Origin of the sequence: Pseudomonas sp. NFACC02, assembly GCF_900110765.1 — a bacterium.
In the GTDB taxonomy this organism is placed as follows: domain Bacteria; phylum Pseudomonadota; class Gammaproteobacteria; order Pseudomonadales; family Pseudomonadaceae; genus Aquipseudomonas.
The window spans coordinates 163,242-184,511 of sequence record NZ_FOEO01000001.1; the positions used below are offsets into that span (position 1 = coordinate 163,242).

The window sequence follows — 21,270 nt, forward strand, 5'->3', positions numbered from 1 at the left end:
CTGACCAGCAGGTTACGGCCCGTCCACGGCCTGCAGGGTTCGCAGGTGCTTTCAGCTGTCCCGAGCGCGTACCCGCTATCCTGCCACCGCAGTTGAACCGGGTGTTTGAAGGAAGTCTTCAATCGGCCGCGCGGTGTAGTGCACCCGGTGCGGCAACGCCTGCCCTTGCGCATCGAACAAATGGCATCGTTCTCCCGACACCCCAATCGCCAGCTGCTGGCCGGCCTTGATGGGGGACAGCCCGTCGCCCTTGATCATCAGATCGCTGCCGTCAGCGGTCTCAGCGTGGGTAAACGTCTCCCCACCCAGGTGCTCCACCACCAACGCCTTCGCCGGAATCTGCGCGTCGCCCTGCCCACGTTCGGACAGGTGCTCAGGACGCAACCCCAGCGTGAGCGAATCACCTGCCTTGACACCCTCGCCCTGCACCGGGACCGACAGTCGCCCGCCACCAGGCAGCACGACGTCGACACCTTGCGCGCTGACCGCAGCCGCTGTGACCTGCAAGAAGCTCATCTGCGGCGAGCCAATGAAGCCAGCCACAAAGCGGTTACGCGGATGGTGATATAACTCCAGCGGCGAGCCGACCTGCTCGATGCAGCCCTTGTTGAGCACCACAATCTTGTCGGCCAGGGTCATGGCCTCGACCTGGTCATGGGTCACGTAGACCATGGTCGCTTGCAGGTCAGCGTGCAGTTTGGCGATCTCGATGCGCATCTGCACCCGCAATGAGGCGTCGAGATTGGAGAGCGGCTCGTCGAACAGAAAGACCTCCGGCTCATGGACGATCGCTCGGCCGATGGCCACGCGTTGCCGCTGCCCGCCGGAGAGCGCCTTGGGTTTGCGATCGAGCAAGGGGTCGAGTTGCAGGATGCGCGCGGCATTACGCACCTTGGCTTCGATCTGATCCTTGGGGAGTTTCTGCATCTTGAGGCCGAAGGCGATGTTGTCGTAGACCGACATATGCGGGTACAGCGCATAGGACTGGAAGACCATCGCCACACCACGATCGGCCGGTTCCAGAAACGTGACGTCACGCGCGCCGATGCGAATCTGCCCTTGTGTGATGCTTTCAAGACCGGCGATGCAGCGCAGCAAGGTCGACTTGCCGCACCCGGAAGGCCCGACGAACACCACGAATTCGCGGCTTTCGATGCTCAGGTGGATGTCATGCAACACCTTGATATCGCCGTAGGCTTTCTCGACGCCACTCAAACTGAGCTCAGTCAAAATCGTGTCCCCTGAAATTATTGTTGTTGGATGACCGTAAGCAAATCCTGTAGGAGCGCGGCTTGTCCCGCGATCTGGTGCGAAGCGCCAGTACACCGGTGAACACGGTGTTTCAGATGTACCGAGATGCCAGGTTTTACGACCGGTACCCGGTCGATCGCGGGACAAGCCACGCTACAGTCAGCGCCCAGGTACACAAACCGATTCATTAACGGTAGCGCACTTGACATCAAACTTTTTCGTCCTACGATCATTTGTAATTCTAAAAATACAAATGTCAAGGAGCGCACCGAATGCAGGCTGCTTACATCCATGGCATCCGGGACATCCGTATCGGCGAAAAGCCGGTGCCGGTGCCGGTGGGCAACGAAGTGTTGTTACGGGTCAGCGCTGTCGGGGTGTGCGGCAGCGATCTGCATTACTACAAGGAAGGCGCCATCGGCCATGCGCGTATCACTGAGCCCTTTATCGCCGGTCATGAATTCGCCGGACGTGTGGTCGACGATCAACCTGCGCTGGGTCTGAAAGCCGGACAGCTGGTCGCGGTCGATCCTGCCAGGCCCTGCGGCCAGTGCGAATGGTGTCATCGCGGTCATGTGAACCTCTGCCCCCATGTCCAATTCCTGGGGTCGCCGCCGCACACCCACGGCGCCATGACCGAATACATCGTGGTTGCGCCCAGCCAGATCTATCCTGTTCCCGATCACTTCACACCCGTCCAGGCGGTCATGCTCGAACCCTTGGGCGTGGCGATTCATGCGATGGACCTGGCGGGCAGCAAAAAGCTGTTTGAAACGGTCGCCATCATCGGTTGCGGCCCAATCGGCCTGTGCCTGCTGCAACTGGCGCGAATGATGTGCAAGAAAGCCGTCTATGCCATCGATCCGATCAACTATCGCACCGAGAAAGCCCGCCAATTGGGGGCGGATGAGGTGGCCGCCGACCACGCCGCCATCGCCGAGTGGACGAATGGCCGGGGCGTCGACCTGGTGCTGGAAGCGACCAACTCGCCCGAAGGGTTTCAGATTGCCGCGCAATCCGCGCGCATTGGCGGTCGCGTGGTATTGGTGGGCATTCCCGACGGTGATCAGTACACGCCGTTGAGCGCCTCTTTGCTGCGTCGAAAGGGGCTGGACATTCGGATGTCACGGCGCATGGGCCATGTCTATGACCGGGCGATTCAGCTGGTCGCCCAGGGCTCGGTGGATGTCGATGGCCTGGTCACCCACCGTTTCAATCTTCAACAAGCGGCGGAGGCCTTCAGCTACCCGTCGGAGTTTCTCGATGGTGCCCTGAAAACGATCATTTTGCCCAGCGCCGAGCACGATGCCGATTAACAAGAAGTTGTAACTCCCGATGCGCGTGAGCGCAGACAACGCGTAATCCTCACCCACAATAATAAAGAGGTCACGTAATGAAGAAGCTGGTATGCAACGCCCTCGCCCTGTCCGTCGCGCTGGGGGCTGCCCTCGGGTCTGGTGCCGTTCAGGCCTGGACGCTGGAGGAAGCCGCAGCGCCTTACAAAGGCACCGAAATCAAGGCCATTTTTCTCGATCGCCCTGGCTATGCCGCCGCCATCAAACTGTTGCCGGAATTCGAGAAAAAGACGGGGATCAAGGTCAATTACGAAATCATCCCGTACGAAAACACCCGCGAGCAGGAAGTCCTGCGCTTTAGCAGCGCCGAACCGCTGGACGTGGTGCTGACCGACGTGGTGTGGATCGGTGAATTCGCCGGTAACGGCTGGCTGGAACCGATCACCACGTTCACCAAGGACGCCAGGCTGGCCGACCCGGAACTGAAACTCGACGGCTTCTTTCCGATCCTGCTGGAGTCGTTCGGCACCTGGGACAAGCAGACTTACGGGCTGCCTTTCGATAACTACTCAGGCCTGCTCTTCTATAACAAATGCATGCTCAAGGACGCCGGTTTCGATAAACCACCCGCAACCTGGGATGAGTTGCTCAAGGTCTACGCGCCCAAGCTCACCGACAAGTCCAAGGATCGTTACGCGTACGCCCTGCAATCGCGGCGCGGCGAAACCCAGTCGGCGGACAGCTTCATGCGTTTCCTCTGGCCGTTCGGCGGTTCGCTGCTGGACGCCAACTTCAAGTCCAACCTCAATTCCAAAGCCTCTCAGGAAGGCCTGCAGTTCCGTCAGGACCTGATGAAATTCATGCCGCCGGGCATCGTCGACTATGACCACAACGAAGCGGTCAACGCCCTCGCCCAAGGCAAGGTGGCGATGATCACCGAGTGGTCGGCGTTCTACAGCACCCTTGCCGACCCCGCAAAATCGAAAATCACCGATTGCCTGGGCGTGGCCACCGAGCCCAAGGGGCCAGCGGGCCTGAAGCCTGCACTGGGAGGCTTCTCGCTCGGGGTCAATGCCAATTCCGGCGACAAACAGAAAGCGGCGGCGTGGCTGTTCATTCAGTGGGTCACCTCGGAAGCCATGGCCAAACCGTATCTGGAAGCGGGCGGCGTCAGTGGCCGGATGTCGGTTTACAAAGACCCGGACGTGCAGAAGAAGTACCCCTTCGTTCAGCCGATGGTGACGTCATGGGAAGGCGGCGTTCCGGACTACCGCCCACGCTTCCCGCAATGGCCTGAAATCTCTGAGGTGGTCGGCGAAAACGGTACCTCGATGATGCTCGGCAAGACCAGCGTGGAAGCCGGTGCCAAGACCATCGGCAGCAAGATGGAGGACATCCTCAAAAAAGCCGGTTACTACGACGGCAAGGTGAAGTTGCTGAAATAGAGGCACCGATTACCTCCAAGGTTATCCGGCCAAGCGCATAAAGGTGGGAGCCGGCTTGCTGGCTCCCACAAGGGTTATGCAGGCAGCCCGGATGTCCGTGTCCGATTCGAGACCCATGCTATGTCCAACCACAAAAAACCGGTGTTCCCGACCCTGTGGAACAACACCCGGGCGGCGTTTTCCTTCCTCGCGCCCGCCACCGTCGCGCTGGCGCTGATCGGCATCTTTCCGACGGTGTTCGCGCTGGTCAATTCCTTTCGCCAGTACAACCTGGCACGCCCCAAGGATCCGACATCCTTCATTGGCTTCGACAACTACCTCAATGTGCTCAACGATGCCTCGTTCTGGGCAGCGCTAGGCCGTACCGGGCTGTTCCTGGTCACCGTGGTGCCGATTCAACTGGCGCTCGGTCTGATCATTGCCTTGATGCTGCACAAGCCAGGCCTGTCCGGGTTCAAGCTGTTGGCGCGCATGAGCCTGGTGATTCCACTCGCCACCGCACCTGCTGTCGCCGGTCTGATCGGGCGGCTGATCTTCAACCGCGACTTCGGCGTCGCCAACGCGTTACTGGCGATGCTCAACGCCGGTCCCGTCGAATGGTTGGGCGACACCACCAACGCGTTTATTGCCGTGGCCCTGATGGACATCTGGCAATGGACCCCGTTCTGCGCGCTGGTGCTGTTGGCCGGACTGACGATGGTGCCCCATGAAATCGAAGAAGCCGCGCGCCTGGAGACCCGCAGCCGCTGGCAGATCGTGCGCTACGTACAGTTGCCCTTCCTGCTGCCCAGCGCCACGGTGATCCTGATTTTGCGCACCGCCGACATTCTCAAGATGTTCGACACTGTGTTCACCATGACCCGTGGCGGTCCGGGCGCTGCGACCGAACTGGTGAGCGTGTACATCCAGCGCGTCGGCTTCCGGGTGTTCGATCAGGGGGTGGCCTCGGCCCAGGCGATTCTGATGCTGATTCTGACCATTGTGCTGGCGCGCCTGTACATCAAATTCGTTTACCGGGAGATCTGACATGGCCACCGTTCCTGCTGCACACATCCCGACGACGGCCAGCCACCCTGCGCATGCGCGCCCTCGCATGAAGGTTAACGCGTGGCACCTGGTCGGTCTGTTGGCGATCTTCCTGTTCGCGGTCTTCCCGTTCTACTGGATGGTCGCCACCAGCCTGAAGACCCAGGCTGAAGCCCTCGCCTCGCCGCCCATCTGGGTGTTCACCCCGCATCTGGATAACTACGTCAAAGTGCTGTTCGAGCGCGATGTACTGCACAGCCTGGGCAACTCGCTGATCGTGGCTGTCTGCACCACGCTGCTGGCGGTGGGCCTTGGCACCCCGGCTGCGTATGCGCTGGCGCGTTTCGAGTTCAAAGGCAAGGAAGACCTGTGGTTCTGGTTCATCACCAACCGCATGCTCAGCCCGATCGTCGTCGCGCTGCCGATCTTTCTCATGGCGCGCAATCTGAGCCTGATCGATACGCACTTGGTGCTGATCCTGATTTACCTGACCTTCAACCTGCCGATCGTGGTGTGGATCTGCACCGATCAGTTCCGCGGCGTGCCGAAGGATCTGGACGAAGCGGCCCGGTTGTCCGGGGCATCGCGCTTCACCATTTTCTGGCGCATTGCCCTGCCGCTGGCGATGCCGGGGGTGGCCGTGTCGGCGATCTTCTCGTTCATTTTTTCCTGGAACGAACTGCTTTACGCGCTGGTATTGACCCGCAACGTCGCACGCACGGCGCCGGTGACCGCGACCAGTTTCATGAGCGGCTACGATTTACCCTGGGGCGAAATCATGGCCACCGGCACACTGATCGTGTTCCCGGTGATTATTTTCGCGTTGATGGTTTCCAGGCATCTGGTACAAGGTCTGACCATGGGCGCCGTGAAATAGGGCGTGCCGCCAATCAGGCTTGAGCAAGGACATCGCCGTGCAGAATCGCTATTCGGAGCTGACCGCCGACACCGAAACGGTGAACGCGGAGGATCAACTGAACATCCGCATCGCCTGGTACTACTACGTCAACAGCATGACCCAGCAACAGATCGCCGACCGTCTCGGCATCACCCGCGTGCGGGTCAACAAGGCGCTGGCGACCTGCCGCGAAACCGGGGTGGTGCAGATTCGCATCAACTCGCCGCTGGCGTCCTGCGTCGAACTCGAAGAACGGATTCAGGCGCGGTTTGGCCTGGAGCGGGTCACCGTGGTGCCGTCGCCGGACGACCCCTCGACCATCTTTCGCGTGCTCGGCGTAGGCGTTGCGCCAAGCATTGAGGCGTATCTGGTCGATGGCTGCATCATCGCGGTGGGCTGGGGGCGCACGCTCCGTCAGGCGATGCGTGAACTGCAAGGCAGAGCGCTGCCGAACATGACCGTGGTGTCGTTACTGGGCGGCCTGCACTATGGGTCAGCGAACAACACCGTGGAAATCGCCTCCAGCCTGGCCGGGTTGTTCGGCGGTTCTTATTACTACCTTGCGGCGCCGGTGTTCGCGCCCTCGGAGCCATACCGGGACATGATCCTGGCAGAAGCGTCGGTGCAGGATGTGCTGGGCAAGGCGCGTCAGGCCGATCTCGCACTGTTGACGGTCGGTGATCTCAGTGAACGCTCGTTGATGCTGGAGTTGGGGCTGGTCAATCCCGAAGACGCCCGCTCACTGCGCGCGGCCGGCGCCGTGGGTGATCTGCTCGGGCGCTGGCTGGATCGCGACGGCATCGAAGTCAATCACCCGCTCAACCGACGTGCCGTTTCGCTGGACCTGGAAGACCTGCGCAAGATCGGCAAAGTGGTGCTGGTGTCCGGGGGGCCGTACAAGGCCGAGATCATTCGCGCGGTGCTGCTGCGCAACGTCGTTCACGAACTGGTGATCGACGAAAGCGCTGCGCAGCAACTGCTTGAACAACCCACCTGACGCGGAAGCAGCGGCCATGGCCACTCACGATTTCAGCGGCAAACGCATTCTGGTAACCGGCGCTGGCAAAGGCATCGGACGTGAGACCGTGCAATGGCTGGCGCGCTGCGGCGCCGAGGTCATTGCATCGGGACGCAACGCCGCCGACCTGTCCTACTGCGAACACACCCTGGTGGTGGACCTGGCGGATGTCGCGGCGACCCAGGCCGCCGTCACGTCGGTGCTGCCGATCGACCTGCTGGTCAACTGCGCAGGCGTCGTAGAACTGGCGTCTTTTCTCGACACGTCAGTGGCGACGTTCGATCACTTGATGGCGGTCAACACCCGCGCACCGATGGTGGTGTCACAGGTGGTCGCCCGCGACCTGATCAAGCGCGGAGCGCCGGGCGCCATCGTCAACGTATCCAGTCTCGCTGCCGCCGTGGGCACTCCCGATCATGTGGCGTATTGCGCCTCGAAAGCCGCGTTGGACGCGATGACCCGGGTCATGGCCGTGGAGCTGGGGCCGCACGCCATCCGGGTCAACAGCGTCAACCCGGTGGTGACGCTGACACCGATGGCTGACAAAGCCTGGAGCGACCCAATCAAGGCTGCGTCAATGCTCGCGCGCATTCCGTTGGGACGTTTCGTGCAACCCAGCGAAATCGCCTCGACCATCGCCTTCCTGCTCAGCGACGATGCCGGGATGATCAATGGCGTGACGCTGACGGTCGATGGCGGTTTCAGCGCCGGTTGAGCCTGGCCAGTCGCGGGTACAGGTCTCGCAGCCTCGGATACAACTCGCTGTAAAGCGCCAGCAGTTCCTGGTGGAATTCGCGCAGGGCCGGATTCGGCAAGAAGGTTTCGCCGTCCTGAGTCATGACCTGCGCCGCGCTGGCGAAATCCTCGTACCAACCGGCACCCACTGCCGCCGCAATGCCTGCACCCAGGCTGGAGGCCTCCTGCGTCGCGGCACGGACCACCGGGCGGTCGGTGATGTCGGCAATGATCTGACACCACAGACGACTGGCCGCCCCGCCGCCAATGGCCACGAACGTATTCACCGGCTCGCCCGTGGCCTGAACCATGCGTTGCGTGGCAACGGCTTGCTCAAGGGCGATGCCTTCGAGCACCGCCCGGTAGATTTCCGCCCGCCCATGATCCGGCGACAACCCCAACAGGCACCCGCGTGCGTCCTGATCCCAATAGGGATTCATCACGCCGTTCCAGTACGGCAGCAGGATCAGACCTGCGCTGCCAGGCGCGACGCGCGAGGCTTCGATTTCCAGACGAATCAGACTGTCGGGCTGGGCCACCACATCGATCTCGAAAAACTGCCGCAACAGGCTGTTGATCAGCAAGGTGCCGGAGCGCAGCGACGTTTCCAGCACATAGCCATGGCGGTCGATGGCGCACATCGTACGGAAGGCTTCGTCCACCTTCGGCGCGTCGGCGTAAACCCCCGAGACGATCGCTGTGCCCAGATTCAGGTAGGCGGTTCCGGCGCTGACCACGCCAATGCCCAACCCGCCCGCCTGCCCGTCTCCTCCGCCCGCGACCACTGGCGTACCCGCAGCAAGCCCGGTCAGCGCCAGCGCCTGCTCATTGACCGTGCCCAGCACGGTGCCGGGGGCAATGGCACTGGGGAAACACGCGGTGCTGAGCGGGATGGGCAGCGCCTTGAGCACGTCCTCAGCCCATGCGTGCTGATGAATATCGAACGCGCCGAACGGATCTGCACTGGCCCAACTGGTGAGGAACTCGCCTGTCAGCTTGCGCACCAGCCAGGCGTGAGGCTCGTAGACATGGCGAATCTGCCTGAATCGCTCAGGTTCGGCATCCGCCATCCACGCCAGGCTGTAAATGGCGGGCGCCCAGTCGTGGGGTTTGCCGGTGATGGCGTGCAGCCGTTCATGACCGACGCGCTGGCAGAGCGCGGCCACTTCCTCCTTACGGCGTTCGTCGAGCCAGAGAATCGCCGGCCGCAGCAACCGGTCCTCAGCGTCTGTGACAGCCACCGTTTCCCGCTGATTGACCACGCAGACGGCAGCAACCACTTTGCCCTCGATCAGTGGCAGCAGCGACTTCAGCGCACCTTGCGTAGCGCGCCACCAGTCTTCAGGGTCCTGCTCATAGGCATTGGGCGCCGGTCGGGACAACGCCAGTGGCGCGCGCGCCTGCGCCACCAGCATGCCCCGCGCATCCCAGGCAATAGCCTTGCACGTGGTCGTACTCAGATCGATACCGATTACCAGCTTCTGCATGCGCGCCCTGCTCCATCACCGTCTGCCAACGTCCGTGGGAACTGCCGAATCGAAGGGCAAGACTAGCTGAGGAAGGGTGGCATTGTCCTCTCGGCCTGCGCAGATCAGCGCTCTGGACACTGGTTTGTGAGCCAACCCGAACTCTGTAGGAGCCGTCCGAGGTTACGAGGGCCGCGAACGCGGTGGATCAGTCACTGTTGATGTTGCTGACCCAGCTACTTCGTCGGAATGCCGCCCAGAGCAAGCTCACTCCCACAGGTCCACGGCCTGGACACCGGTTTATGAGCCAACCCAGACCCTGTAGGAGCCGTCCGAGGTTACGAGGGCCGCGAATGCGGTGGATCGGTCACTGTTGATGTTGCTGACCCAGCGCATCGCCAGCAAGCTGGCCACAGGGACTGTAGTGGTGTCGCAGGACCAACCAGCTCCAACAGCACATTGACAAGCGGGTCGCCGCTCATCGAGTCTTATCGCTCGCACAGCACAGGAGCACACGATGGCGAGCAAGGAAGAGATTTCGGCGTTCATCGCCCGGGAGTTTCCGCAGACCCGGATCGTCATCGAGGCGGTGGGTGATCAGCGGGCGACGATCTCTCAGGTCGTTGACCATGCGGACCTGCGCCCTGGCGGCACGGTGTCCGGGCCGACACTGATGGCCGTTGCCGATGTGGCGCTGTACGTCGCGGTGCTGGGCGTCATCGGCATCGTACCGTTGGCCGTCACCACGAGCCTCACCATCAATTTTCTGCGCAAACCCGAAGCGGGTCGACGCATCATTGGTGAATGCCAGTTGATGAAAGTCGGCAAAACGCTGGCCATCGGCGAAGTGTCGCTGTATTCCGAAGGGGTGCCGGACGCAGTGGCCCATGTCGTCGGCACCTATGCCATCCCGCCGCAGCACCTGCGCTGAGCGACACTGCGCGAACCTCCTGCCAACCGAGCACTCAAACCCCAGGCAGCCCCGAACGCTGCGGGCCGTTCAGCCCGTCTGAACGTCGAACCCTCATCCCTTCGATGGAACGCTTATGAAACGTTATCTCTGGCTCGGTCTTCTCGGCTCGCTTTCTCTGGGTGCCCAGGCGGCCACACTCGATGTCCCCATGAACCTGGTCAGCGCCGACGGCGCGCCGCAACCCATCGGTCAGGTCACCATTAGCGAAACCGCCTACGGGTTGGTCTTCACACCCAAACTGAGTTCGTTGCCGGCGGGCATTCACGGTTTCCATGTGCATGAGAACGGCAGTTGTGATGCCGGCACCAAAGACGGCAAGAAAGGCGCGGCACTGGCGGCTGGGGGGCATTTTGACCCGAAAAAGACCGGCAAACACCTCGGTCCGTATGGCGAAGGCCACTTGGGCGACTTGCCCGCGGTCTATGTCAACGCCGACGGCACCGCCTCCTATCCGGTGCTGGCGCCGCGATTGAAAAAAATCTCGGACATCAAGGGCCACGCGTTGATGATTCATGCGGGCGGCGATAACCACGCCGACATGCCCATGCCGCTGGGCGGTGGTGGCGACCGTGTCGCGTGCGGGGTGATCTGATCGCCAGCGGTCGGCGTGTCTGAGCACGCTGGCCGATCCGTGTTGAAGTAAGCGAAGCGCGCGAGCGGCCGGCCCGGGCATGGGGCCTGACACGCCCCGTCGCGCGTCTCGCTTCCTGCATTAAGGCGTTTTGCCCCTGTACCCGAGCATCAGCTCCAGAGCGTGCGTCCGAAGAACGTGAGGGTGCGGTCCCACGCCAGTTGCGCCCAGACCGGGTCGTACTGCGTGCCCGCGATCCGTCCGTAACCAACGGCTTCTTCGTTGGCAAACGCGTGGTGCGCCAGGTAGCGATGGAACTCGATGTCCACCCCGCCCTCACTGAGTTTTTCTTCCAGTTTGTCGACGTTTTCCGCCGGGAAGAACTCATCTTGTGTGCCCCAGTGCGCCTGGACTGGCACTTTGATAGCCTTGGGGTCGAGGTATTCCAACGGCGGCATGCCGTAGAAGACCACGCCAGCCGACAGTTCAGGAATGAAGTTCAGTGCCAGTAGGGTCAGTGCCCCGCCCATGCAAAAACCGGTGACACCCACGTTTCGGGCGCGGCCTTTGAGGTATTGCACAGCACCGCGAATGTCCTGCGACGCCGCATCGGCGAAATCGAGTTTGCTCATCAGGTGATGCGCTTCCTCTTCCTCCACCGTCATTTCGCCTCGATACAGGTCAGGCACCAACGCCAGGTAACCCGCCGCCGCCAGGCGGTCGGCCACGCCGCGAATCTGATCGTTGAGGCCCCACCACTCCTGAATCACCACAATGGCTGGCGCGCCCTCGGTCTTTGCCGGACTCGCGAGGTATCCGCTGACGTCCTTACCGTCCGGGCGTTTGTAGCTGATGATTGTGCCTGCTGGCTGTTTCGCTGGTTGAGTCACATTGATCTCCCGATGTGAAGGAAAGCGTCTGGACGGCGGCCTGCAGATCAACAGGCCGCCAGCGTCATGTGTTCTACGTCACGTGCCTGTTGCCTGAGGTGATGAACACTCAGGCCTCAAACTTAGCATCAAGTGAGGGGTGGAGCGCAGTCAGCCGTTTTGCAGATCGGACGTCACAGGGGGCCGGCACAGATCGGCCCGGGACGCCGCCCGCTCCGCTTCGCGCATGGCACGCAGCTGTTTTTTCAAGGTTGGCAGCGAGGGCGCGTAGAGAAAGCCGAACGACACGCTGTTGCGCCGCCCTTTGACTGCGTGGTGCATCAAGTGCGCGTGATACAGGCGTTTGAGGTAGCGATTGCGCGGTTGGGGACGCACCGGCCAGTGACGGTGAACGATGCCATCGTGGACCAGCACGTAGATCAGGCCAAAGGCGGCCACCCCCGCCCCCACCCATTGCAGCGGGTCGAAGCCACTGTTGCCCAGCACGATCAGACCCACCGCGACCAGACCCAGTGCCAGGAGATAGACATCGTTGGTTTCGAACGCCCCCAGATGCTCTTCATGGTGCGAGCGGTGCAGAAACCAGCCCCAGCCATGCATGACGTATTTGTGCGCAAGAAAGCCGACACCCTCCATGACGATCAGGGTGATGAGGAAAATCGCAACGTTGAGGATCATGAGGTTGAACGCATGGTGTCGAGGATGCCGCGGGTGTCTTGACGTCGATGTGCAGCATACCGGGGCGGCGCTGAAAATCAAAAAACCGGTGACCGAACGGGTGGCATCGAACGCACATCCGGCACCGGGATCGAGTTCACTCACGAAGGCGGTTGCACAGTGACATCGGTGCCGACTGGCAGAATGCATCCGCGAGCACGCTCCCTCCCACAGGACCTGCGGTGAGGTCGACACGAAGATTTCACTTACAACGTTTGCTTTCCTGACCGACCGATGTAAAAAATGGCCCCCATGGGTGAACGGTTGTTTCGTTCACTGTACCAATGCTCGCGACCGACAATGGGTCGCCGGCATCGCTTTCAAGGAATTCAGAATGGCTCCAAGACATGTAATCAACGCTTCAGTCAGTCCAAAAGGTAGCCTGGAGACGCTGTCGCAACGCGAAGTCCAGCAACTCAGCGCCGCCGGGTCAGGCAGCATCTACAACCTCTTCCGCCAGTGCGCCCTGGCCATCCTCAACACCGGCGCCCATGTCGACAATGCCAAAACCATTCTCGAGGCCTACAAGGATTTCGAAGTCCGCATTCATCAGCAGGACCGTGGCGTCCGCCTGGAGCTGCTGAACGCCCCAGCCGACGCCTTCGTCGACGGCGAAATGATCGCCAGTACCCGCGAAATGCTGTTCAGCGCCCTGCGCGACATCGTCTACACCGAGAGCGAACTGGACAGCCAGCGCATCGACCTCAGCACCTCGCAGGGCATTACCGATTACGTGTTCCACCTGCTGCGCAACGCCCGTACCCTGCGTCCCGGCGTCGAGCCAAAGATGGTGGTGTGCTGGGGTGGTCACTCGATCAACACCGAAGAGTACAAATACACCAAGAAAGTCGGCCACGAACTGGGCCTGCGCAAACTGGACATCTGCACCGGCTGCGGCCCGGGTGTGATGAAAGGCCCGATGAAGGGCGCGACCATTGCCCACGCCAAGCAGCGTATCAATGGCGGGCGTTATCTGGGACTGACCGAGCCGGGCATCATCGCCGCCGAAGCGCCGAACCCGATCGTCAATGAACTGGTGATCCTGCCGGACATCGAAAAGCGTCTGGAAGCCTTCGTCCGCGTCGGCCACGGCATCATCATCTTCCCGGGCGGCGCGGGTACCGCTGAAGAGTTTCTCTACCTGCTGGGCATCCTGATGCACCCGGACAACCAAGGGCTGCCGTTCCCGGTGATCCTGACCGGGCCGAAGAGCACCGCGCCGTATCTGGAGCAGTTGCACGCGTTCGTCAGCGCCACGCTGGGCGAAGAAGCGCACAAGCACTACCAGATCATCATCGACGATCCGGCCGAAGTCGCTCGTCAGATGACCGAGGGCCTGAAAGAGGTGCGTCTGTTCCGCCGCGAGCGCGCCGACGCATTCCACTTCAACTGGCTGCTGAAGATCGAAGAAAGCTTCCAGCGCCCGTTCGACCCGACCCACGCCAACATGTCCAGCCTGCAGCTCAGTCGCGCTCTGCCGCCACACGAACTGGCGGCGAATCTGCGTCGGGCGTTCTCCGGTATTGTCGCGGGCAACGTCAAAGACAAGGGCATCCGTCTGATCGAAGAGAATGGCCCCTACGAGATCCATGGCGATGCTGAGGTCATGAAGCCGCTGGACAAGCTGCTTCAATCCTTCGTTGAACAGCACCGGATGAAACTGCCGGGCGGCGCGGCGTATGTGCCGTGTTATCGAGTCGTGTCGTAACGGCCGCTTCAACCCCGCCCCTGTGGAAGCGAGCTTGCTCGCGAATGCGTCGGACCAGACCGATGTTGAATGGCTGACCGCATTCGCCAGCAGGCCGGCTCCTACAGTTGGATTTTCGCAAACTGACGGAACCCTCATGATTCAACTGCGCCCCATGACCGCCGAAGACTTCGAGCGTTTCTGGCCCACTTTCCAGGCCGTGATTCAGGCACAGGAAACCTACGCCTACGATCCCGACCTGAGCTATGAGCAAGCCTTGCACCTGTGGCTCGAGTACCCGCTGCACACCCTGATCGCCGAGGAGGACGGTGTGCTGCTCGGCAGCTATTACCTCAAGGCCAATGCCGCCGGGCCGGGGAGTCACGTGTCCAACTGCGGCTACATGGTCACCCCGGCATCACGGGGACGCGGTGTTGCCCGGCTGATGTGCGAACACTCCCAGCAACTGGCGGTGGACAACGGCTTTTCTGCCATGCAGTTCAATTCCGTGGTCTCGACCAACGACGTCGCGGTGGCGCTGTGGCACAAGCTGGGTTTCGAAACCGTCGGGCGACTGCCTCGCGCCTATCGCCACGCCCGGCACGGTCTGGTCGATTGCCTGGTGATGTACAAATGGCTGGCGGACATGCCCGCCTCGCGCAAGGCCAAGAGCCCGCTGCTGATCGGACGCAAGAACATCGAATCGGTGGTGTCCCGCCCTCGCCGCCAGCCACCCGGCAAAGCCGACTGATTTTCACCCGGTTCACCGGAACCGCTTCTGCGCCTGACGCCACTCAGCCCATACGGTCTCTACTGCATGGACGGCGTCAGCATGGCTTTAACCCCGCACCCCCTCAATCCGGCCTTACGCGCCAGTCACGTATCGCCCGGCGGTTCTGCCGAGTCCGTTGATGGCCCCCGGCAACGCAAAGGCGTGCTCGCGCGGGTCGCTACGTTCAGTCAATCGACGATCAGTAAAGGGCGTCACCTGGCCACAGGCCTTTTCAAGGCAAAACAGGGCGATGCGTCGTCGATACCGCGCAGCACACGTTCAGCGACGCCGTCACTGTCGCCAACGCCACCGGTCGGGACTCGCGCGTCGACGCCAGAAGCCATCGAAATGGGTCCCCGGCTGAACATTGCCCTGAGCAATGCCGCAAAACATCAGCAACTGATCTTCGGCACAGGTGAACACCTCAATCGCACGGAAAAACTGCTGGACAGCATTCTCAACAAACCCGGCCAGTACTATCAGGGCGTGGCCGAGCTCAACCGCAACGACGAAAAAACCGAGTACCTCATGGTCGATGCCGAGCACCGACTGGTTCACGCCCACGCCAGCGGACGGGCCGTGTCAGTGTTCAAAAGCAGCGAAAACCGGCCCAACAATGCGTCCAATGTCCCACTTCCGGACAACGCCCATCGTGCGCAGATCACTGGCGTTCATGTCGACGAAAACAACAAGGCCTGGCGCCTCCATGAAGGCACGCTGTACGCGCTGGAGAACGGCAAGTGGACGACACACGCTGCCATTTCCGGGCTGAAAAGCCTGCACAGCACGGGCGACGGTAAGGTGTATGGGCTGGGCGATGACGGCAAAGTACGATCATTGGACCATCCAGACACTCCCCTGCCCTTCACCCACAAGGTGCTGTCGCTGGCCAGTACTCCCGAGGGGGAGCTGGTGGCGTTGTCTGAAGACCCGCTCAAAAACCTTACGGTTGAACGCCTCAATGCGTTTGGCGAAGGGCTGCACGATGTGCAAGCACTCACCCCGCCTACCGGGACGCGCAACGATGAGGCCTTCGTACCCAACGCCGTTGCGATTGTCGCAGACACGCTGTTCGCCACCAGCGCCTCTGGAAAACTGCTTCAAGCCCACCTGCGCGACCACGACCTCATGCCGTCGCTGGACCCTGACGCCCCGGCGGGCGCCTTGGTGCCACGCCCGCCGGTGATCGGCCTGCCGCTGAAACTGAGCGTGGCCCTGTCCTCGGCCAACCTGACTGCAGCGTATGGCAATTATTCGATCAGCGACCTGTTCAACGACGAACAGGGTGGTCTGCATGCCCGGGTGAAAGATCAGAAAGGCGTCGAACACAGCGCGTCATGGGACAACGCAAGCCGGGATTTCCGCCCGGGCTGGCAGATGGCACCGCTGATCATGGACCGCCAGAACGGACTGCCCGCGCTCAACCCCCTGCCTCACCAGCAGATCCACCTCGCCCGCGGCAACATTGCGCGGCACGGCGACGACCTGCTGGTCCAGGACCCGCGCACCGAGGTCTGGAAAAAAACCAGCGAGAAGAGCATCAAGGGACTGCAACGCGGGCAAGACGGGTTCGCTTACCTGATCGACAAAGACAGCAAGCTCAAGCAGCTCAAAGTCGCGCCTCAGGCCAGCGCTCACGGCATGGGCTCAGGTGTCGACCTGGCGTTGCCGGGGCGCGGCACCGAAGCCAAAGGCACCGTCATGCGGGGCGCCGAGCATTTGCAGGTGGACCAGGTCGCCGTACAGAACGACCAGAAATACATGACCTTAAGTGGTGGAAAACTACGCCTGCACGACCAGAACGGCGAACGGGCAACGCTGCCCTTGCCGCCAGGGACAGGACCTGTCCAGGCGATCAGCAGCGGCGGCAAGGACTGGTACGCGCTGCGCGATGACGTGCTCTTCCGTCTGCCTGGTCAGAGTACCGATCCGAAGGCGATCCAGGGCGAGCATCCCTGGGAAGCCATCACGTTGACCGGCCCTGCGGCGGGCGCCCGACTTGAGGATATACGGCCTGCTTCCGACGGTCGTCTGTTGGCCAGCACTGACCAGGGCGAATTCGTCAGGGCGCAAGACGGCACCTGGAGCACGGCTCAGTCAAAAGCTGGACCGACCCGCCAGGCGCACCGTCACTATGATCAACTGGTCGCTGGCGAACCGGCCTTCACTCGGCGCGGCAACCTCAAGACCAGCTTCAACGTGCTGGGACGCGGCAACGTCGAAACGATCAAAGCGCAACAATTCGCGCCCAACACCCTGACCCAGAACTACGTCACCGCACACGTCTCACCAACCGGCGCCATCAAGGTTCCCGCCGACAGCATTCAGCATGCGTGGAAGGGACGCGAAGGCCTCAGGCCGATCTACACCGATGAGCGAGACGTGCTTCAAGCGTTGACGCTGAAAGCTTCCGAAGCCGTGATGAATCCCGGCTCAGCGACACTATCGGCCCGCATCGACGCGCTCAGAGAGCTACCGGCCTCGCCGCAGTCGGTAAAACTGAATGAATTGACCGAGCTGTTCGACTGGTTCCAGAAAGGCGTGGTCGAGGATATGCAGCGCACCTTGCGCGAATTGGCGCAGGGTCAGAACGCGCTGCTGAAAAACGGGGCGATCAACCCTCAATTCCAGGGCAAACCGCGCGCCGACGATATGCTTGCCGACATTGCCCAGGTCGCTCGCCACAGCGGGATCGACGATGCGCATCCGCTGGGCCAGTTGCTTGCCTCGCTGCAGGACAAGCACTTCACCCTGGAACACCGCAACCCACAGACCGCCCTCGATTCATCGCGCAAACGGGGTGACGATCAGGCGCTGCTGCGGGCGCGACTGGCACTGGACGTCAAGGTCCTGAGCGATCTCAGTGCTCAGTTGGACGGGCTGACCCGGGAAGCGAAGAAGCCGGGGCGCCAGGATCTGGACACGTTCGCAAAAAATCTGGCGACTTTGCACAACGACGTCTACGAAGGCAACTCGGTCAAACGCTACACCGATGCCGGGTTCCGCAATCACGCTGCACTGGAGGCCAGCTACGACGCGACCAAAAGCCTGCTCAAGTACATGCGCAAGGACAACCACCCGGTCAAACGCAATGTGCTTCAGGGACTGGAGAGCAACCCTCAGGAACTGGTCGGCAACCTGACCAATGCCCTGCGCGACCTCGAACCCCGGGAGAGTCTAAAACTCAACCGCAACTACGGGGGCGGCATCACCGGCGGTGTCTCGGGCCCCGAAGGCCAGGCGTTTCTGGGCTTTCGCGGCAGTATCGACCCGGAGCGAACCTATGGCTTGACCTTCACCCGCTTCGACCGGGGCCTGAAGGTGGCGCTCAGCCGCGAGGGTGCGATCAGCGGCACTGCGAGTTTTGGCTTTGGTGGCGGTATTTCCGACACCAAAAACACACCCGGCGACAGTCACAAGAACATTCAGTCCAACGCCGGTTGGTTCGGCGGCAGCCTTGACGCCAAACACAAGTACACCGACAACACGGCACTGAGCTTCTTTATCCGTGACGACGAGCTGGAAGATTTCATTGGCGACCTGATGCAGACGCCGCTGCACACCAGCAAGCGCCCCGACGATGCCGGTCTCAAGCCCATGGCGCTGATGGACCGTGGCGTGGAAAAGGAGGTGCGGACCGGTAGCAAGCACACCTTCGATCTGGATCTGGGGCTGAACCTGGAGTCACGCACCAACTATGGCCAGACCGACGCCGAACCCGTTGCCGGTTTCATGCGCTTCGGTGCGGGCCTGCTGGCCAGTCTGTCGCTGCTCAGTGCCGAGCGCGAACGAACCGAAGGACGCGGCAGCGACGGGCTGACTACCGATATTTACAGCAGCAACCGAGCGCGGTTTCTCGAAAAGGGCTCGGTGTCGGTGTATGCGCGGATGTTCAGCACGGTCTTCAGCTCGCGCCCCGACAACCTGTTCATCGCGGGCGGCGCTCCCTTGGGCGTGACCGCGAGCCTGTCGTTCGACAACAAAACGGGAAAATCCTACGACGTGCGCTTCAAGCACGCCCTGCCGGTTCAGGACAACGACGTGAAAAGTCTGGGCCAGACGCTGGAGAAAGCCTTTCCCGAAATGACAAAAAACCCGTCGGATTCAGGTAAATCCGCTGAGCAGACCCTGCAGCACCTGAAGGCTAAATACCTGGGCATCGGCCCGGCAAAAAATGATGCGCAGTACGCAGCGCTGACCAGCCTGCGGCAGCTGGACCGCCAGAACACTGCGGCCCGGCAAGGCTCCAGTCTGATGTCCCTGATGGACATGGTGGTCAAGCACAACAACGTCAACCGCATCGATCAGGTCGCCATGAGCAAGCGCGGTATCGACTGGACCAAGAAACTGCTCGGTCTGGACGTCAACGCCGGAAACGCCGAACACATTCACGCGCTGATGAGTGCCGACGCGCAGCTCAAAGGCCTGCTCGACGAATTGAAAAGCACCAAGGGCACGACACGCGCCGAACTCAAACTGGAAGTCAAAGACGAGATCAAACAACGCATCGAGGACCGGGCGCTGGCCGGAAACCTCACCGACGAAGCGCTCAAGGCCATGCTGGCCGATAAAGACAACCTGCGCATCAAGAGCATCTCGATCTTTCGTTCCGCCGCCAAAGACGATGCGCTGGGCGTAGCGCTGCCCTACGTCAGCTTCAAGAGCGGCAGCAACCTAAGCATCGAGCGCCTGCGCGGCGAGGTCACGTTCGAATACGGGCTGGATCAGACCCGGCCAAAGGCATTCAGCCTGGACGGTGAGCAGGCCGATCAGCACGACCCTCAGCCCGCACGCGAAATGGCAAGCGATAGCAACGGCGGCTACAGGCCGAGCTGAACCCAGAGAACCCCTTGAATCATTCACTTACCGTCAGAGGAGCCCCACATGGCAACGGCAAACGCACTGATTGACGCGCTGGGCAGACAGTTAGGCAGTCCTTTGCAACTGGAAAACGGCGTCTGCGCACTGTTCGAAGGTGACCGCGAGGTGGCTATCATCGAAATCCCGATGTCAGGTGACGTCGCGGTTCTTCACTGCAAGCTGTCACTGGGCGTGGACGCCGGGCTGCACGAGCGGTTGCTACGCCTGAACTTCAACACGGACGCGATGCACGGTTGCTGGATGGCCCTCGACGAACGCTCGGATGTGCGCCTCTGTGCGCATGCCCCTCTGGACGCGCTGAACGAAATCAGCTTCGTGCACTGGGTGCAGGGTTTTGTGCAACAGGCCAGGGACATCCCGGCCCTGTTGAGGAACCCTCTCTTCGGGCCTGCAACACCGACCCAATCTGGACCTCGCCCGGCAAGATCGGCTCCCGCCATGAGCGGCTGAAGCGGAGGTTTTCGAGGGTATCCCGCACCGCCAGCCCGGCATGACGTTTTTCACCATCTGCGCGCCGCTTTCAAAACTTGCCGGAATGCCATCTCTCTACGATTCTGTATGCACCGCCCCCACAGGGTGGCCGAGCTCACAAATACGCGCCGGAGAGGCCAGCATGAAGACAGTAGCCGAACTACTGAAGTTGAAAGACGTGCAACACCGCGTCCCGCATACCGTGAGGCCGGATCAGAAGGTCGTTGAAGTGATCATGCTCATGGCGGACAAAAACATCGGTGCCGTGCCGGTGGTGCAGGACGGCAAGGTGGTCGGTATCGTCAGCGAGCGGGATTACGTGCGCAAGATGGAATTGAAGGGCCGCGCATCGGTCGGCACGCCGGTGAGCGACATCATGACCCATGACGTCAAAACCGTGAATTCCAACGCTACCGTTGATCAGTGCATGAACATCATGACCGACCTGCGCCTGCGTCACCTGCCGGTGGTGGATGACGGTCAATTGGTTGGACTGCTGTCTATCGGCGACCTGGTCAAGGAGGCCATCGCCGAACAGGGCCGGCTGATCGAAAAGATGCAGCAATACATCCGCGGCGAGAGTTATTGAGAAACATAAAAAACAGCGCATCAGATCGGTGGGAGCCGGCTTGCTGGCGAATGCGGAGGGTCGGCAACATCACCCGTGACTGACACACCGCTTTCGCTGCCCTCGTAACCTCGGACGTCTCCTACAGAGTCCGCGTCGTTGACAAGCTCGAGGCCATCCCTCAGATCCTGTCCAACCTCGGACCGGTGGGAGCCGGCTTGCTGGCGAATGCGGTGGTTCAGCAACATCAACAGTGACTGACACACCGCGTTCGCGGCCCTCGTAACCTCGGACGTCTCCCACAGAGTCAGCGTCGTTGACGAGCTCGAGGCCATCCCTCAGGTCCTGTGCAACCTCGGACCGGTGGGAGCCGGCTTGCTGGCGAATGCGGTGGTTCAGCACCATCACCGGTGACTGACCCACCGCCTTCGCTGCCCTCATAACCTCGGACTGCTCCTACAGAGTCCGCGTCGTTGACAAGCTTGAGACCACCCCTGATATCTCTTACAAACCTCGGACCGGTGGGAGCCGGCTTGCTGGCGAATGCGGTGGTTCAGCACCATCACCGGTGACTGACCCACCGCTTTCGCTGCCCTCGTAACCTCG

Annotated in this window: 17 protein-coding genes; 13 read left to right on the forward strand and 4 right to left on the reverse strand. The window is 61.5% G+C overall.

Going from position 1 to position 21,270, the window contains the following annotated elements; genetic code table 11:
- Nucleotides 1–75: 75 nt before the first annotated feature.
- Nucleotides 76–1,230: an ABC transporter ATP-binding protein gene (locus BMY73_RS00930; RefSeq protein ID WP_092404347.1), complete on the reverse strand. Its 1,155-nt coding sequence runs from the start codon at nucleotides 1,228–1,230 to the stop codon at nucleotides 76–78.
- Between the two features lie 293 nt (nucleotides 1,231–1,523).
- Here BMY73_RS00930 and BMY73_RS00935 point away from each other — a divergent pair, with 293 nt between their 5' ends.
- From BMY73_RS00935 to BMY73_RS00960, 6 genes are all read left to right on the forward strand, one after another.
- Nucleotides 1,524–2,567, forward strand: coding sequence for a zinc-dependent alcohol dehydrogenase (locus tag BMY73_RS00935; RefSeq protein WP_092404349.1), 1,044 nt, complete (start codon nucleotides 1,524–1,526; stop codon nucleotides 2,565–2,567).
- A gap of 77 nt (nucleotides 2,568–2,644) precedes the next feature.
- The gene (locus BMY73_RS00940; RefSeq protein WP_092404351.1) at nucleotides 2,645–3,991 is read left to right on the forward strand and encodes an ABC transporter substrate-binding protein; all 1,347 of its coding nucleotides are present in this window, start codon (nucleotides 2,645–2,647) and stop codon (nucleotides 3,989–3,991) included.
- Between the two features lie 120 nt (nucleotides 3,992–4,111).
- On the forward strand, nucleotides 4,112–5,017 hold the full coding sequence (locus tag BMY73_RS00945; protein WP_092404353.1) for a carbohydrate ABC transporter permease: 906 nt from the start codon (nucleotides 4,112–4,114) through the stop codon (nucleotides 5,015–5,017).
- Between the two features lies 1 nt (nucleotide 5,018).
- The gene (locus tag BMY73_RS00950) at nucleotides 5,019–5,894 is read left to right on the forward strand and encodes a carbohydrate ABC transporter permease (protein ID WP_202967441.1); all 876 of its coding nucleotides are present in this window, start codon (nucleotides 5,019–5,021) and stop codon (nucleotides 5,892–5,894) included.
- Between the two features lie 37 nt (nucleotides 5,895–5,931).
- On the forward strand, nucleotides 5,932–6,912 hold the full coding sequence (locus BMY73_RS00955; protein WP_062381363.1) for a sugar-binding transcriptional regulator: 981 nt from the start codon (nucleotides 5,932–5,934) through the stop codon (nucleotides 6,910–6,912).
- A 16-nt stretch (nucleotides 6,913–6,928) separates the two neighbouring features.
- Nucleotides 6,929–7,648, forward strand: coding sequence for an SDR family oxidoreductase (locus tag BMY73_RS00960; protein ID WP_092404355.1), 720 nt, complete (start codon nucleotides 6,929–6,931; stop codon nucleotides 7,646–7,648).
- Here BMY73_RS00960 and BMY73_RS00965 read toward each other — a convergent pair.
- Nucleotides 7,635–9,155, reverse strand: a complete 1,521-nt coding sequence (locus BMY73_RS00965; protein ID WP_092404358.1) for a xylulokinase — start codon at nucleotides 9,153–9,155, stop codon at nucleotides 7,635–7,637. The genes BMY73_RS00960 and BMY73_RS00965 overlap by 14 nt on opposite strands.
- 496 nt (nucleotides 9,156–9,651) lie before the next feature.
- Here BMY73_RS00965 and BMY73_RS00970 point away from each other — a divergent pair, with 496 nt between their 5' ends.
- Nucleotides 9,652–10,065, forward strand: a complete 414-nt coding sequence (locus tag BMY73_RS00970; protein ID WP_062381355.1) for a PaaI family thioesterase — start codon at nucleotides 9,652–9,654, stop codon at nucleotides 10,063–10,065.
- Nucleotides 10,066–10,180: 115 nt separating this feature from the next.
- Nucleotides 10,181–10,699 carry a superoxide dismutase family protein gene (gene sodC / locus BMY73_RS00975; RefSeq protein WP_062381353.1) on the forward strand — a complete coding sequence of 173 codons (519 nt, stop codon included), beginning with the start codon at nucleotides 10,181–10,183 and terminating at the stop codon, nucleotides 10,697–10,699.
- A 149-nt stretch (nucleotides 10,700–10,848) separates the two neighbouring features.
- Here the strand turns inward: sodC and BMY73_RS00980 are convergent, their stop codons facing one another.
- The gene (locus tag BMY73_RS00980; RefSeq protein ID WP_256570763.1) at nucleotides 10,849–11,568 is read right to left on the reverse strand and encodes a dienelactone hydrolase family protein; all 720 of its coding nucleotides are present in this window, start codon (nucleotides 11,566–11,568) and stop codon (nucleotides 10,849–10,851) included.
- 150 nt (nucleotides 11,569–11,718) lie between these two features.
- Entirely contained in the window at nucleotides 11,719–12,246 is a 528-nt protein-coding gene (locus tag BMY73_RS00985) for a sterol desaturase family protein (RefSeq protein WP_062381349.1), read from the reverse strand.
- 373 nt (nucleotides 12,247–12,619) lie between these two features.
- On the opposite strand from BMY73_RS00985, the gene ppnN reads away from it, so the two are divergent.
- The 5 genes from ppnN to BMY73_RS01010 all read left to right on the forward strand — a co-directional run bounded on the left by ppnN (nucleotide 12,620) and on the right by BMY73_RS01010 (nucleotide 20,685).
- Nucleotides 12,620–13,993 carry a nucleotide 5'-monophosphate nucleosidase PpnN gene (gene ppnN, locus BMY73_RS00990; protein ID WP_092404360.1) on the forward strand — a complete coding sequence of 458 codons (1,374 nt, stop codon included), beginning with the start codon at nucleotides 12,620–12,622 and terminating at the stop codon, nucleotides 13,991–13,993.
- Between the two features lie 136 nt (nucleotides 13,994–14,129).
- Nucleotides 14,130–14,723 (forward strand): GNAT family N-acetyltransferase, encoded by a 594-nt coding sequence (locus tag BMY73_RS00995; RefSeq protein WP_092404362.1) that lies wholly within the window; start codon nucleotides 14,130–14,132, stop codon nucleotides 14,721–14,723.
- 81 nt (nucleotides 14,724–14,804) lie between these two features.
- A complete protein-coding gene (locus tag BMY73_RS01000) occupies nucleotides 14,805–19,580 on the forward strand; it encodes an AvrE-family type 3 secretion system effector (RefSeq protein WP_175500108.1) in 4,776 nt (1,591 codons plus the stop codon).
- 48 nt (nucleotides 19,581–19,628) lie between these two features.
- Nucleotides 19,629–20,075 (forward strand): type III secretion system chaperone, encoded by a 447-nt coding sequence (locus BMY73_RS01005; RefSeq protein WP_092404366.1) that lies wholly within the window; start codon nucleotides 19,629–19,631, stop codon nucleotides 20,073–20,075.
- Nucleotides 20,076–20,238: 163 nt separating this feature from the next.
- A complete protein-coding gene (locus BMY73_RS01010) occupies nucleotides 20,239–20,685 on the forward strand; it encodes a CBS domain-containing protein (RefSeq protein ID WP_062381341.1) in 447 nt (148 codons plus the stop codon).
- Nucleotides 20,686–21,270: the final 585 nt, after the last annotated feature.

Bases quoted from the DNA above. Each gene is read 5' to 3' on its own strand.
- BMY73_RS00935 (WP_092404349.1), top strand. From the start codon at position 1,524: ATGCAGGCTGCTTACATCCATGGCATCCGGGACATCCGTATCGGCGAA.
- BMY73_RS00940 (WP_092404351.1), top strand. From the start codon at position 2,645: ATGAAGAAGCTGGTATGCAACGCCCTCGCCCTGTCCGTCGCGCTGGGG.
- BMY73_RS00945 (WP_092404353.1), top strand. From the start codon at position 4,112: ATGTCCAACCACAAAAAACCGGTGTTCCCGACCCTGTGGAACAACACC.
- BMY73_RS00950 (WP_202967441.1), top strand. From the start codon at position 5,019: ATGGCCACCGTTCCTGCTGCACACATCCCGACGACGGCCAGCCACCCT.
- BMY73_RS00960 (WP_092404355.1), top strand. From the start codon at position 6,929: ATGGCCACTCACGATTTCAGCGGCAAACGCATTCTGGTAACCGGCGCT.
- BMY73_RS00965 (WP_092404358.1), bottom strand. From the start codon at position 9,155: ATGCAGAAGCTGGTAATCGGTATCGATCTGAGTACGACCACGTGCAAG.
- BMY73_RS00970 (WP_062381355.1), top strand. From the start codon at position 9,652: ATGGCGAGCAAGGAAGAGATTTCGGCGTTCATCGCCCGGGAGTTTCCG.
- sodC (WP_062381353.1), top strand. From the start codon at position 10,181: ATGAAACGTTATCTCTGGCTCGGTCTTCTCGGCTCGCTTTCTCTGGGT.
- BMY73_RS00985 (WP_062381349.1), bottom strand. From the start codon at position 12,246: ATGATCCTCAACGTTGCGATTTTCCTCATCACCCTGATCGTCATGGAG.
- ppnN (WP_092404360.1), top strand. From the start codon at position 12,620: ATGGCTCCAAGACATGTAATCAACGCTTCAGTCAGTCCAAAAGGTAGC.
- BMY73_RS00995 (WP_092404362.1), top strand. From the start codon at position 14,130: ATGATTCAACTGCGCCCCATGACCGCCGAAGACTTCGAGCGTTTCTGG.
- BMY73_RS01000 (WP_175500108.1), top strand. From the start codon at position 14,805: ATGGCTTTAACCCCGCACCCCCTCAATCCGGCCTTACGCGCCAGTCAC.
- BMY73_RS01005 (WP_092404366.1), top strand. From the start codon at position 19,629: ATGGCAACGGCAAACGCACTGATTGACGCGCTGGGCAGACAGTTAGGC.
- BMY73_RS01010 (WP_062381341.1), top strand. From the start codon at position 20,239: ATGAAGACAGTAGCCGAACTACTGAAGTTGAAAGACGTGCAACACCGC.